A 13,573-nucleotide genomic window follows, 5' to 3' on the forward strand; every position below is an offset into this window, starting at 1 on the left:
GGGCGGATCAGCCGTAGGTGTCGCGAGGGCCGCGACCACGCACACGCCGAGGTCCCCGGGACCAGGACGGCGCGGCCGGGCCGTGGATGTGCAGCTTGCGGACCACGTTGTGGCCGACCTCACGGGCGATCTGCTTGAGCAGTGAACCGGCCAGCAGGCGGAGCTGGGTGGCCCACGCGGTCGACCTGGCCTCGACGGTGAGTTCGCCGTCCTCCAGCTTCACCGGGCGGCTGTGCTGGGCGATCTCCGATCCCACCACCCGTTCCCACGCACCGAAGACGGTGGCCTCCGCCGCCGGCTGCTCCCAGCCCCGTGCCTTCACCAACCGGCTGAGCACCGCGCCGAGCAACTGCGGGTCCCGGGGGTCCGGTCCCGGACCGGAGTAGCCACGCAGACGCCGCTGGCCGTCGCCACCCCCGCCGACCGCGCTGCGCCGCCTGGGGGCGGTCGCCTCGCGTCGGGCCTTCGCCGCGTCCAGCACCGCCCGGGCCAGCTGCGGGCCGGAGGCACCGGCCGGCAGGTCGGTGCCGGTGCTCCCACCGGTTTCCGCCGGCCGTCCGCCGGCCGTGGTGTCGCCCGTGCCTCCGGCGGGCTGGTCGGACGCTGAGCCGGTCGGACGGGGCCCGGCCCCCTCCCCGGGGTCGGCCGCCCGGCGGCCTGCGTTCCCGGTCGCGCGGGTGCGTCCGGTGGCGTCCCGGGCCGTGCCGGCGGCGGGGCGGGGCCGGAGCGGGTCATCCGACACGGCGTACCGTCCCCTCGCCGACCTGGTAGCGGGCACCCCGCAGGGCCACCGGAACGTCGTCGTCGACGGCACAGGTCACCAGGAGCTGTGCGGCCCCGCCGACCAGGCCGGCCAGCCGGTCCCGGCGGCCGGCGTCCAACTCGGCGAAGACGTCGTCGAGCACCAGCACCGGCTCGATCCCGTCCGAGCGGAGCAGGTCGTACGCGGCGAGCCGCAGGGCGAGCGCGAACGACCAGGACTCGCCGTGGCTGGCGTACCCCTTGGCGGGCAGCGGGCCCAGGGTGAGCACGAGATCGTCGCGGTGCGGACCGACCAGCGTGGTCCCCCGCTCCACCTCGGAGGTCCGGGCCCCGGCCAGCGCGGCGGTCAGCGCCTCGGTGAGGGCGGCCCGGTCCGGCACCGGCTCGGTCAGCTCCACCGACGGCCGGTACGCGATGCCGGCCTCCGCCCGCCCGGCGGCGACCGCGTCGTAGGCCTTGGTGACGTGTGGCGTGAGCGCGGCGACCAGTTCCAGCCGCCCGGCGAGCAGCTCCGCGCCGTGCCGAGCCAGGTGCGTGTCCCAGACCGCCAGGGTGGAGAGGTCCCCGCCCCGGGTACCGCCGGTCTTGCGCGCCAGGTAGGCGGTACGGAGCAGGGCGTTGCGCTGCTTGACCACCCGCTCGTAGTCGGCCCGGACCCCGGCGTACCGGGGCTGGCGGAGCACCAGCAGGTCGTCGAGGTAGCGGCGGCGTTCGGCCGGGTCGCCCCGGACGAGTTCGAGATCCTCCGGGGCGAACAGCACCAGCCGCAACGCGCCGAGCACGTCCCGCGCCCGCCGGGCCGGGGACCGCCCGAGCCGGGCCCGGTTGGCCTTCCCCGGGACGATCTCCAGCTCGACCAGGAGTTCCCGGCCCTCGTGCACCACGGCGCAGCGGATCACCGCCGACTCGGCGCCGAGCCGTACCAGCGGGGCGTCCGTGGCGACCCGGTGGCTGTCCAGGGTCGCCACGTAGCCGAGCGCCTCGACGAGGTTGGTCTTGCCGACCCCGTTCGCCCCGACCAGGACGTTCGCCCCCGGTTCGAGGTCGACGCCGACCCGCTCGTACGAGCGGAAGTCGACGAGTTCGAGCCGGCGGACGTACACGGCGGAGCGGATGCCGGTCAGCGCTTGCGGACGGCGTGCCCGCCGAACTGCTGGCGCAGCGCGGCGACGGCCTTCATCGCGGGCGAGTCGTCCTGACGGGAGGCGAACCGGGCGAAGAGCGAGGCGGTGATGACGTTCAGCGGCACGGCGAGCCGGACCGCCTCGTCGACCGTCCAGCGGCCCTCGCCGGTGTCCTCGGTGTAGCCGCTCAGCTCGGCCAGCTCCGGGTCCTCGTCGAGGGCCCGGTCGAGCAGGTCCAGCAGCCAGGAGCGGACCACGGTGCCCTCGCGCCAGGACTTGAACACCCCGGGCACGTTGGTCACCAGTTCGGAGGCGGCCAGCAGCTCGTAGCCCTCGGCGTAGGCGTGCATCAGGCCGTACTCGATGCCGTTGTGCACCATCTTGGCGTAGTGTCCGGCACCGACCGGCCCGGCGTGCACGAAGCCGAACTCGCCCTCCGGCTTGAGCGCCTCGAAGATCGGCATCAGCCGCCCGACGTGCTCCTCCGAGCCGCCGACCATCAGCGCGTAGCCGTTCTGCCGGCCCCACACCCCGCCGGAGACGCCGACGTCGAGGTAGCCGATGCCCTGCTCGTTCAGCCGCTCGGCGCGCGGGGCGTCGTCGCTGAAGCGGGAGTTGCCGCCGTCGATGACGATGTCGCCGGAGTCGAGCAGGGCGGCCAGCTCGTCGATGGTGGCGTCGGTAACCCCGGCCGGCACCATCACCCAGACGGCACGCGGTGCCGCCAGCTTCTCGACCAGCTCCGTCAGGGAGGCGACGTCGCTCAGCTCCGCGTTGTGGTCGAAGCCGACCACCTCGTGCCCGGCGGCACGCAGCCGCTCGCGCATGTTGCCGCCCATGCGGCCGAGTCCTACCAGGCCGAGCTGCATCTGTACCTACCTCCGGTGGTTCTGGTTCGGGGTGTGTGCGCGATCAGCGGGAGACCCGGATCGGCATGATCAGGTACCGGTACCCCGGAATGACCTCGCCATCCTCACCGGCCGGAGAAATCACGGCGGGCTTCAGCGCGTCGACGAAGGCAAAAATGGCGGTCTGGGCACCCAGGTTCGCCAGGCCGTCGATCAGGTACTGCGGGTTGAAGCCGACGGTCAGCGCGTCGCCGGTGAAGGTCGCGTCCATGGCCTCGCTGGCCCGCGCCTCCTCGGTGCCGCCGGCCTCGACGACCAGCCCGTCCGAGCTGAAGCTGAGCAGCACCGGGGTGGTCCGCTCGGCGACCAGGGCGACCCGCTTGACCACCTCGATCAGGGTGCTCACCGACACCCGGGCCTCGGCGTTGTGGCTCGGCGGAAAGAGCGACCGGACCGGCGGGTAGTTCGCGCCGTCGAGCAGTCGGCTGGTGGTCCGCCGGGTGCCGCCGGAGAAGCCGATCATGCCCTCACCTGCCGCGCCCTGCGACAGGGCCAGGGTCACCTCGCCGCCGAGCGGGCCGAGCGCCTTGGCGGTGTCGTGCAGCGTCCGGGCCGGGACCAGGGCGTTGATGCTGACTCCGGCGTCGTCCGGCCGCCACTGCATCTCGCGCAGGGCGAGACGGTAGCGGTCGGTGGCGAGCATGGCGAGGGTGTCGCCGTTCAACTCCAGCCGGACGCCGGTCATCATCGGCAGCGTCTCGTCCCGGCCGGCGGCCACCGCGACCTGGGCGACCGCTGCGGCGAAGGCGGCGGCGTCCACGGTGCCGGCGCTCTCCGGCATCTCCGGCAGGGAGGGGTAGTCCTCCACCGGCATGGTGGGCAGCGTGAACCGGGCGCTCCCGCAGACCAGTTCGAGGTGTGCGCCGACGGCGGCGATGTCCACCGGCTTGCCGGGCAGGGCCTTGGTGATCTCGGCCAGCAGGCGACCGGAGACCAGCGCGGCACCGTCGGCGTCACCCTGCACCTCGACGGTGACCTGGCTGGAGACCTCGTAGTCGAAGCCGGAGACCTGCAGGTTCCCGTCGGTGACCCGGAGCATCACTCCGGCGAGCACCGGTACGGACGGCCGGTTGGGGAGGCTCTTCGCGGTCCACGCCACAGCCTCGGCGAGCGCGTCGCGCTCCACTCGGAACTTCATCAATGCCTCCGCGTCGACGTCAGCGACAACTCTCTCATGCCGACCGCTGCCCACCGTCCCGCCCGACCGTGCGGGTACCCATCGCACCTTAGGGCGCGTGGGCATCGGCTGTGCGCCCGACCCCGTGGATCGGGTCGTGAGCCTGCTCCGGCCGGAGGCCTACGACCCTGTCCACAGGAAGTCCAACGGTGATGATTGGTTTTTGTTCTCTTCAAAGAGATAACCCATCGTCTTCATCGCACCTGTGCAAACTGTGGGTAAGTCGCGTTTTCGCAGGTCAGAGGCGTTATCCACCGGTGGTTTACCTGTGGAGAACCATGGGTACAACTCGCGTACTTGTCCACAGGCGCCGTCCCGGGCGTCGTTGTCCACCGTTGTCCACCGGTTATCCACCGGTTATCCACGGACTTTCTCCCCAGGCCTGTGGACGAGCGGACCGACGCCGGCATCCGTTGTCCCCAGAACCTTCAACAGGCCGTCCACAGGCGGCCTCCGACCGGTGGACAACCGAAGGACTGTCCACAACCATCCACAGTGCCGTCCCCAGGGTTTTTCCACAACCTGTGGGTAACCGGGTCGAGGCGTACCGTAGTTATCCACTGCCTGTGGATAACTTGCTGTGGACAAGTCGGTCTCGCTGTGGACAGGCGGGGAGGGGCTGTGGGTACACCGGACCGCACCGGTGCGTGGTCCACAGCTCCGGACAGGGGCGGGGAACGGCATGGGTCGCCGCCGGACGAACGGAAACGCCCGGCCAGTTGGCCGGGCGTTGGTGACGGGACCGTTCGTCAACCGTCGGACGGCTGACGAACGAGGCGGCCGGATGGGCCGGGCGGGCTCAGGAAGTCTGCTTGATCCGGTTGGTCAGCTCGGCGATCTGGTTGTAGAGCGAGCGGCGTTCGGCCATCTGCTGACGGATCTTGCGGTCCGCGTGCATGACGGTGGTGTGGTCCCGCCCACCGAACGCCTGGCCGATCCGGGGCAGCGAGAGGTCCGTCAGCTCGCGACAGAGGTACATGGCGACCTGCCGGGCATTGACCAGCACCCGGGACCGCGAGTGTCCGCGCAGGTCCTCCAGGCTGACGCCGAAGTAGTCGGCGGTGGAGACCATGATCTGGTCGGCGGTGATCTCCGGGCCGGCGCCGTCCGGGATGAAGTCCCGCAGCACCTCCTCGGCGAGCGAGAGTTCGACCGTGGACCGGGTGAGGCTGGCGAACGCGGTCACCCGGATCAGCGCGCCCTCCAGTTCCCGGATCGAGTTCGACACCCGCGAGGCGATGAACTCCAGCACGTCCGGTGGCGCGTACAGGCGCTCCTGGGCGGCCTTCTTCTGGAGGATCGCGATCCGGGTCTCCAGGTCCGGCGGCTGGATGTCGGCCAGCAGGCCCCACTCGAACCGGGTCCGCAGCCGGTCCTCCAGCGTGGCGAGCTGCTTCGGCGACCGGTCCGAGGTGATCACGATCTGCTTGTTGGCGTTGTGCAGGGTGTTGAAGGTGTGGAAGAACTCTTCCTGGGTCCGCTCCCGGTTCTCCAGGAACTGGATGTCGTCGATCAGGAGGATGTCGACGTCCCGGTAACGGCGCTGGAACGCGCTGGTCTTGTCGTCCCGCAACGAGTTGATGAAGTCGTTGGTGAACTCCTCGGTCGAGACGTACCGGACCGAGCGGGCGTTGCCCAGCGTCGTGGCGTAGTGCCCGATCGCGTGCAGCAGGTGGGTCTTGCCCAGTCCCGAGCTGCCGTAGATGAACAGGGGGTTGTACGCCTTGGCCGGCGACTCGGCCACCGCCACGCTCGCCGCGTGCGCGAACCGGTTGGACGAACCGATGACGAACGTCTCGAACATGTACTTCGGGTTCAGCCGGTTCCCACCGGTCTCCGTCGCACCGGGGAGCCGCCGGTCGTCCCGGCCACCCGGCCGGTGGTCCACGCCACCACGCCCCGGCCCGCTGTCCGTGCCGCCGTCGCGGGGCAGTCGGTCCCGTACCGGCCCGGCGTCGTCGCGGTAGCGCTGGTCGTACGGGCGGCCCGGGGCCGGGCCACCGTCGCCGCGGTCGTCGTAGCCCCGTCGGTCCACCCCGGGCGGCCCGCCCCGCAGCGGCTCGGCGAAGCTCGCGGTGAAGAGCGGTTCCTGACTGCCCCGACTGGTGGGGATCAGCCGTCGGGCGTCGTCACCGGCCGGTCCGCCCCGGGTCGGGTCCTGCGGGTCGGGGCCGTTCTCGTCGTCGGGGTGGAACGCGGGCGGCGGAGCGTCCCGGAACGGGGCCGGTGCCTCGGGGTGGGCGGGACCACCGTCGTATCCGGGGAAGGGAAGTTCGGGTGCGGTGGCCTCGGGCACGCTGCGGTACACGGTGCCCGCCGGACGCGCGCCGTCCTCGGCGACCCGGACGGTGACCGCCACCTGGATCGGCCGGCCCAGCCGGCGGCTCAGGGCCTCGGTGATCGCCGGGCGGAGGCGGGACTCGATCACGTCCCGGGTGAAGGCGTCGGGGACGGAGAGCAGCGCAGTGTCCTCGACGATCGCACGCAGCCGTGTCAGCCGCAGGTAGGCACGTTGCTGAGCCGAGATGATCTCGTCGGCGAGCTCGTCCGTCGTCGCGGTCCACACCGCGGCAAGGTCGGTCGTTCCGGCCACCGTCGTGCCACCTCCTCGCCTCTGCTCCCGGCCGCCGCTGGTCCCCAGTCGGCCGTCCCGGGCCCGCCACCACGTCTGAGCAGCTGAAACTTCATCCGCCCGGACGACTGACCGGTCGCCATCCACAAGTTATCCACAGCCTGTGTACCGACCGATTGTGGCCGCCCGCCGAATGCGGGTGGGACCTGCCCCCTGCCTGAACGGGTGCTGAAGCGGGTTCACCGTGCCGAACGATCCATTGCCCGGTCCGGTCTTGCCTGTCAGCGACGCCGGATTCCGACCCCGATCACGACCCGGACCGCAAGCGCGCACGCTAACAGCGTTGTCCGTACGGCTTCAACCGGCCCGGCGGCGTGCCCCTTGTCGGCATCAGCGAAAACCACCGCTTCCCCTCGGGCGCGTCGCGCCCGCCGGGACGCCACCGCGCGACCGGACGGGGTTGTTTGACGGTCATTGCCGCCCTGCGTAGGGTGGAACGGCTGCTCTGTCGCCCTCTGCTAGGGTGATGGGTGCCTGCTGTCCGCGGTCGTGGTGCCCGCATCGTCGAGGTCCCGCAGCGTCGGGCAGCGCCGATCGTAGGCCACCAACCGGCCTGGACCACCACACACCCCGAGCGGTCCCCGCGCGGGGCGTACGGAAAACGGAGAGCCTGACGTGAGCAAGCGCACCTTCCAGCCGAACAACCGCCGGCGCGCGAAGACCCACGGCTTCCGGCTGCGCATGCGTACCCGCGCCGGCCGCGCCATCATCTCGACCCGTCGTTCCAAGGGCCGCGCCCGCCTGTCGGCCTGACGTCGGTCAGGGCCCGTTCGGAGGACGTGGGCAGTCGTGCTGGCCGCCGCGCAGCGACTGCGGCGCAGCACCGACTTCGCCGCAGCGATCCGTGGTGGGCGTCGCGCCGGCCGCGGCGCGGTCGTCGTCCACCTGGCTCTGCCACCGACAGTCGGGTTCGAGGCACCGTCTTCGCCGGAGCCGGCGCGGGCAGCGGGTGCGGAGGAATCCTCCGCACCGACCCGCGCCGGCTTCGTCGTGTCCAAGGCGGTCGGGCCTGCGGTGGTCCGCAACCGGGTCCGCCGCCGACTGCGGCACCTCGTCCGGGAACGGCTCGCCACGCTGCCGGCCGGCAGCACCCTCGTGGTACGCGCACTTCCCGCAGCGGCCGGGGCGAGCTACGCCCGGCTCGGTACCGACCTGGACGCGGCCGTCGCCTCGGCGCGGGCGCCCCGGAGCCGGCGGTCCCGGTGAGCAGCGGTTCCGCCGCACCCCGGCCACCGACACTCGGTGCCCGGATGCTGGTCGGACCCATCATCGCGTACCGTCGTTGGATAAGCCCGGCACTGCCGGCCCGCTGTCGGTTCTACCCGTCGTGCAGCGCCTACGGTCTGGAGGCCGTCACCCGGCACGGCGCGTTCCGGGGGACCGTCCTGACGATCCGGCGGCTGTTGCGCTGCCACCCCTTCCACCCCGGTGGATATGACCCGGTGCCGGAGCCGGGCGGCCGCCGCCGCGCCGATGAGACTGGAGCCTGAGAATTGAGTCTCGACTGGATCTACTACGCGATCTCGTGGATCCTGCTGGCCTGGCATTCGGCCTGGGACGCCATCGGGGTGCCGGACGGCGCGGTGGCGGGCACGAACTGGGCCTGGATCCTGGCCATCGTCTTTCTGGTGGTCACCGTACGGGTGATCCTCTTCCCGGTCTTCGTCAAGCAGATCAAGTCGCAGCGGGCCATGCAGGCGTTGCAGCCGCAGGTCAAGGCGCTTCAGGAGAAGCACAAGGGTGACCGGGAGACGCTCCAGAAAGAGATGATGGAGCTCTATCGGAAGGAAAAGGCCAACCCGCTCATGGGCTGCCTTCCGATGTTCCTCCAGATCCCCGTCTTCCTCGGCCTCTTCCACGTGCTCCGCCGCCTCGACCCGGCCAACCAGGGCAAGACCCTGTACGGCTGGACGGTCGAGCAGTTCGAGAGCGCCTCCGCGGCCTCGCTCTTCACCGCCCCGATCGCGGGCAAGTTCGGCTCCACCGCCGAGGAGCTGTCCCGACTCGGCGCGAACGGCACCACCGTCAAGGTCATCGCCGGCATCCTGGTCCTGGTCATGATGGGCACCACCTACCTGACCAGCCGCCAGATGATTCTCAAGACCGGTTGGGCGGAGGATCCGCAGCAGCGGATGATCCAGCGACTGATGCTCTACGGCATCCCGCTGTCGCTGTTGATCTCCGGCGCGATCTTCCCGATCGGTGTGATCATCTACTGGGTCACCAACAACCTCTTCACCCTCGGCCAGCAGCAGTGGGTGCTTCGCAAGTACCCGCCGCCGCCCACCGTGACCGGTAAGACGGGCACCGGCGGCCGTACCACGGCGCAGCCGACCAAGACCCTCCTTGGTCGGACCAAGCCCGCGCCGGCCCCGGTGAAGCCCACCACCCCCAAGGTCGCCGGCCCGAAGCCGGGCGCCAAGCCGGTCAACCCGAAGAAGAACCGGCCCGCCAAGCGACAGGGCTGACCGATCCACGCGCCGCCACCGGGCCCGCCCGGTGGCGGCCGGATCCGTACCACCGGCCCACGGCCGACGTCGGCGGATCCACCGCGCGACCGCGCGGTCACGGGCGACACTGCCCGTACAGACGTGCCCGGTGGCACCGGTGGGACCTTCCGCCGGCACCGGGAAACCAACGGACCCGACGGTCCGGCCGAACGAAGTACGGAGATGAACCGTGACCGACACCAGCATCCCCCGCGCCGACCAGTCCCCGGACAAGGACGCTGCTCCGATCGCGGAGAGCGAAACCGAGGAGACCGAGGCCGAGGCGCGCGGGAAGAAGGCCCCGGCGGACAGCGACCTGTTCCGGCAGAGCGAGATCGCGGCGGACTACGTCGAAGGTCTGCTCGACATCCTCGACTACGACGGGGACATCGACGAGCTGGTGTCGGGTGGCCGGCCGGTGGTCGAGGTGGTCGGCACCCGCCTGCAGAACCTGGTCGGGCAGCGTGGCGCCACCCTGGAGGCGCTCCAGGAGCTGACCCGGCTGGCGGTGTTCCGGCAGACCGGCACGCCGAGCCGACTGCTGCTGGACGTCGGCGGCTACCGGGCCAACCGCCGCAAGGAGTTGGCCGCCGTCGCCAAGAACGCGGTGGAGAAGGTCAAGGAGTACGGCGAGCCGGTCCGGCTGGAGCCGATGTCCGCGTTCGAGCGCAAGTGCGTGCACGACGTGGTGAACGCGATGGCCGGCGTGGAGAGCGAGTCCGAGGGCGTCGAGCCCAGCCGTCGGATCATCGTCCGGCCGGCGGACTGACCTGGTGACCTCCGACGCCACGGCTGGCGTTTCCGGCCCGGGTGGTACGCCACCCGGGCCGTCGCCTGTCGACCCTGAAACCTCCTCCACCGTCCCCTCCGCCCGGGACGCGGTGCTGCCGCCGGAACTGGCGGAGGCGGCGCGGTCGCTCTTCGGCGACCGGCTCGATCTGGCCGCCGCGTACGCCGAACTGCTTGTCACCGACGGCGTGGTGCGTGGCCTGATCGGTCCCCGGGAGGCCCCCCGGATCTGGGACCGGCACCTGCTCAACTGCGCGGCGGTGGCGGAACGGATTCCCGAGGGCGCGACGGTCATCGACGTCGGATCCGGCGCAGGGCTGCCCGGCATGGTGCTTGCCATCGCCCGCCCGGATCTGCGCGTGACGCTTGTCGAACCGCTCGCCCGCCGCACCGCCTTCCTGATCGAGGCGGTCGAGGGGCTCGGGTTGACCCGGATGGTCCGGGTGTTCCGGGGGCGGGCCGAGGAAGCCGCCGCCAGCCCCGGTGGCGGCGACCCGTTCAGCGCCGACGTGGTCACCGCACGGGCGGTGGCCCCGCTCGACCGGTTGGCATCCTGGTGTCTACCGCTGACCGTCCGGGGTGGACGGCTCGTCGCGTTGAAGGGCTCCTCCGCCGCCGAAGAGATCGCCGAGCATGCGGCCACGGTGGAGCGACTCGGCGGTGGCGAACCGACCGTGCACCGGTGCGGCGTGGACGTCATCGACCCGCCGACGACCGTCGTGGAGATCGTGCGGGAACGTGTGGTCGGCCCGGCGAGCAAAGCACGCCGGGCGAAGCGTCGAGGCGGCCGGTCGCGGAGTCGCTGATTCCGGTTTCCGCTGTCCCGGTCGGGTTTCCCGCACCCGGGAACGGCGGGAAGCTGCGGCTCGACCGAAGTCCTGGTCCTCCGTTGGGTCGTTGAAACCTGTGCGAGAGCATCGACGGCTGAGATCCACGGCATGGACCTTCTCCGCCCGTCCGCCGTAGGCTGGGCCGCGCGTCGATAGTGTGGGGCGAACGACGGCCGGTGTACCGGGTCCCGGTCGCCCCCGCCGGGCCGTACGCTTCGTGGAGCACGTGCGGCAGCGACGGTATGCGGACCGACCATCCGAAGCGGGCAGGGATGACAGGTGCATGACGACGGCAGGTACGACGAATCCGGGGTGACCGGACGACGGGCAGAACGCGCCACGGCCACCCCCGTTTCACGTGAAACCGAGCCGGTGAGCTGGCCGGTCTCCGCTCGGCACGAGAACGTCGGGTCGGTGGGCCGGGCCACGGCCTCTCCCCGGGACGGGTCGGTCTACGGCGGGCGAGCCGAGTCCACCCGTGGCGGGGCGCGGTCCACAGCCGACGCCGGTCCGGTGGTGCCGCAGGAGCCGGAGGGCGGACGCGATCCTGCGGTGAGCCCGGAGCCGGTCCGCAGAGCCGTCGACGCGCTCACTTCTCCGGTACCTGCCCCGGCAGCTGCGGTACCGCACCAGCCCGGTCCGGCGGCGATCTCCGGGCCGCCGCTCAGCACCATCGACACGCCCACGTCGTCGGTCGGCTCTCCGTACGGGGAATCGGTCGGCGACGCGTACGTTTCACGTGAAACTCCGACGCGCGAAGAGGATGACCCACCGTTGGCTATGGAGGCTATGCGCGCCGTGCAGATCCTGAATCCCAGTGGCGAGGTCACCATGCCGCGCCCCGAGCGGACCCGGGTGATGTGCGTCGCGAACCAGAAGGGTGGCGTGGGGAAGACCACGACCACGGTGAACCTGGCGGTGGCGCTCGCCCTGCACGGGAACCGGGTCCTCGTGGTCGACCTGGACCCGCAGGGCAACGCCTCGACCGGGCTCAACGTCCCGCACCACACCGGCGTGCCGGACGTGTACGACTGCCTGATCGACAGTGTGCCCCTGGAGGAGGTGGCCCAGGGGGTGGAGGGCATCCCGAACCTCTGGTGCGTACCGGCCACCATCGACCTCGCGGGCGCCGAGATCGAGTTGGTCTCGGTGGTGGCCCGGGAGTCGAGGCTCGCCCGCGCCATCGCCGCCTACCCGGGGCACTTCGACTACGTCTTCATCGACTGCCCGCCGTCACTCGGCCTGCTCACCGTGAACGCGTTGGTGGCCGCGCAGGAGGTGCTCATCCCGATTCAGTGCGAGTACTACGCGCTGGAGGGGCTGAACCAGCTCATCAACAACATCAACCTGGTTCGTAAGCACCTGAACCCGATGCTTGAGGTGTCCACGATCCTGCTCACCATGTACGACCGTCGTACCCGGTTGGCGGACGCGGTGGAGCAGGACGTCCGGAACCACTTCGGCGACAAGGTGCTCCAGGCGGTCATCCCCCGTAACGTACGGGTCTCGGAGGCCCCCAGTTACGGCCAGTCGGTGATGACCTACGATCCCGGTTCACGAGGTGCCACCAGTTACTTCGCAGCCGCGCAGGAAATCGCCGAGCGTGGCGTCAAGGAGCCGGTGAGCCGGAATGGGTAGTGCGGGTAAGTCGCTGGGAGGCGTCGCATGAAGAACCGTCCGCGTGGCGGACTGGGTCGGGGGCTGGGGGCGCTGATCCCCACCGGTCCCGTGGAGACGCCGGAAACCCCGACCCCGACCCCGACACCCGCTTCGGAGGCCGCCCCGGCTGTGGGGTCGACTGCGTCGGCCGACGCAGTCGTGGGCACGTCCCCGTCCCCCGGTACGCCGACGCCGTCCGCCCCGGCACCGGAGGCGGCCCCGGCCGCGATTCAACTTTCTCCGGTGCCGGGAGCCCGGTTCGCCGAGATCCTGGTCGACTCGATCGTCCCCAACCCGAAGCAGCCCCGGCAGGTCTTTGACGAGGAGGCCCTGGAGGAGCTGAAGACCTCGATCGAGCAGGTCGGCTTCCTCCAGCCCATCGTGGTCCGCCAGCTCGACGGCGAGAAGTACGAACTGGTCATGGGCGAGCGCCGTTGGCGGGCTGCCCAGGCAGTCGGCCGGGAGAGCATCCCCGCGATCGTCCGGGACACCCGGGACGACGCGATGCTCCGAGACGCGCTGCTGGAGAACATCCACCGCGCCAACCTCAACCCGCTCGAAGAGGCGGCCGCGTACCAGCAACTGCTGGAGGAGTTCGGGGCCACCCACGAGGAACTGGCCCGACGCATCGGGCGGAGCCGTCCGCAGATCTCCAACACCATCCGACTGCTCAACCTGCCGCCCCAGGTGCAACGGCGGGTGGCGGCCGGGGTGCTCTCGGCCGGGCATGCCCGTGCCCTGCTGAGTCTCGACGAGTCCGAGGCCCAGGAACAGCTCGCACTGCGCATCGTGGCCGAGGGCCTCTCGGTGCGGGCGACCGAGGAGATCGTCTCGCTGGCCCTCAGCGACGAGGGCACGAAGACGCCGGCCGCCCGGCGTCGGCCCAAGCCGCACGCGCCCGCCCTGACCGATCTCGCCGACCGTCTCTCCGACCGGTTCGACACCCGCGTCAAGGTGGACATCGGTCGGAACAAGGGCAAGATCACGATCGAGTTCGCCACGGTGGACGACCTCGAACGGATCGTGGGGCTCATCGGCGTCGGGCAGGAGGAGGAACCGGAGGCCTGAGCCCACCACCCAGGACCGGAGGATCTGCCGCCTCCGCGACAGGAAACGACCGCGACCCGGAACCCGACCCGGCTCGCGGTCGTTCTATATTTCGTCGCCGCCCGCCGCCCGCCGCCCGCCGCCCGCCGCCCGCCG

General features: G+C 71.2%; 13 protein-coding genes. 8 read left to right on the forward strand and 5 right to left on the reverse strand.

Annotated features, from left to right (window positions below; genetic code table 11):
• Positions 1-7: 7 nt before the first annotated feature.
• The 5 genes from QSK20_RS12080 to dnaA form a co-directional block, all read right to left on the reverse strand.
• Positions 8-520: a DciA family protein gene (locus QSK20_RS12080; protein ID WP_285788700.1), complete on the reverse strand. Its 513-nt coding sequence runs from the start codon at positions 518-520 to the stop codon at positions 8-10.
• A 211-nt stretch (positions 521-731) separates the two neighbouring features.
• Positions 732-1,865, reverse strand: coding sequence for a DNA replication/repair protein RecF (gene recF, locus QSK20_RS12085; protein ID WP_285788668.1), 1,134 nt, complete (start codon positions 1,863-1,865; stop codon positions 732-734).
• A gap of 17 nt (positions 1,866-1,882) precedes the next feature.
• Positions 1,883-2,755, reverse strand: coding sequence for a phosphogluconate dehydrogenase (NAD(+)-dependent, decarboxylating) (gene gnd / locus QSK20_RS12090; RefSeq protein WP_088981362.1), 873 nt, complete (start codon positions 2,753-2,755; stop codon positions 1,883-1,885).
• Between the two features lie 43 nt (positions 2,756-2,798).
• Complete coding sequence (dnaN, locus tag QSK20_RS12095) at positions 2,799-3,932, reverse strand: DNA polymerase III subunit beta (RefSeq protein WP_285788669.1); 1,134 nt, start codon at positions 3,930-3,932, stop codon at positions 2,799-2,801.
• A gap of 838 nt (positions 3,933-4,770) precedes the next feature.
• Positions 4,771-6,564 (reverse strand): chromosomal replication initiator protein DnaA, encoded by a 1,794-nt coding sequence (dnaA, locus tag QSK20_RS12100; RefSeq protein WP_285788670.1) that lies wholly within the window; start codon positions 6,562-6,564, stop codon positions 4,771-4,773.
• A gap of 654 nt (positions 6,565-7,218) precedes the next feature.
• Here dnaA and rpmH point away from each other — a divergent pair.
• The 8 genes from rpmH to QSK20_RS12140 all read left to right on the forward strand — a co-directional run bounded on the left by rpmH (position 7,219) and on the right by QSK20_RS12140 (position 13,438).
• The gene (gene rpmH / locus QSK20_RS12105; RefSeq protein WP_088981365.1) at positions 7,219-7,356 is read left to right on the forward strand and encodes a 50S ribosomal protein L34; all 138 of its coding nucleotides are present in this window, start codon (positions 7,219-7,221) and stop codon (positions 7,354-7,356) included.
• Between the two features lie 36 nt (positions 7,357-7,392).
• Entirely contained in the window at positions 7,393-7,809 is a 417-nt protein-coding gene (rnpA, locus tag QSK20_RS12110; protein ID WP_285788671.1) for a ribonuclease P protein component, read from the forward strand.
• A 44-nt stretch (positions 7,810-7,853) separates the two neighbouring features.
• Positions 7,854-8,093, forward strand: a complete 240-nt coding sequence (gene yidD, locus QSK20_RS12115; RefSeq protein ID WP_285788672.1) for a membrane protein insertion efficiency factor YidD — start codon at positions 7,854-7,856, stop codon at positions 8,091-8,093.
• 3 nt (positions 8,094-8,096) lie between these two features.
• Positions 8,097-9,071 (forward strand): membrane protein insertase YidC, encoded by a 975-nt coding sequence (gene yidC, locus QSK20_RS12120; protein ID WP_285788673.1) that lies wholly within the window; start codon positions 8,097-8,099, stop codon positions 9,069-9,071.
• A 211-nt stretch (positions 9,072-9,282) separates the two neighbouring features.
• The gene (locus QSK20_RS12125; RefSeq protein ID WP_285788674.1) at positions 9,283-9,861 is read left to right on the forward strand and encodes a Jag family protein; all 579 of its coding nucleotides are present in this window, start codon (positions 9,283-9,285) and stop codon (positions 9,859-9,861) included.
• A 127-nt stretch (positions 9,862-9,988) separates the two neighbouring features.
• Positions 9,989-10,687, forward strand: a complete 699-nt coding sequence (gene rsmG / locus QSK20_RS12130; protein WP_502888888.1) for a 16S rRNA (guanine(527)-N(7))-methyltransferase RsmG — start codon at positions 9,989-9,991, stop codon at positions 10,685-10,687.
• A 303-nt stretch (positions 10,688-10,990) separates the two neighbouring features.
• Positions 10,991-12,349: a ParA family protein gene (locus QSK20_RS12135; protein ID WP_502888884.1), complete on the forward strand. Its 1,359-nt coding sequence runs from the start codon at positions 10,991-10,993 to the stop codon at positions 12,347-12,349.
• A 27-nt stretch (positions 12,350-12,376) separates the two neighbouring features.
• Positions 12,377-13,438 (forward strand): ParB/RepB/Spo0J family partition protein, encoded by a 1,062-nt coding sequence (locus tag QSK20_RS12140; RefSeq protein ID WP_285788675.1) that lies wholly within the window; start codon positions 12,377-12,379, stop codon positions 13,436-13,438.
• Positions 13,439-13,573: the final 135 nt, after the last annotated feature.

It is taken from the genome of Micromonospora sp. NBRC 101691, from assembly GCF_030269285.1.
In the GTDB taxonomy this organism is placed as follows: domain Bacteria; phylum Actinomycetota; class Actinomycetes; order Mycobacteriales; family Micromonosporaceae; genus Micromonospora; species Micromonospora echinospora.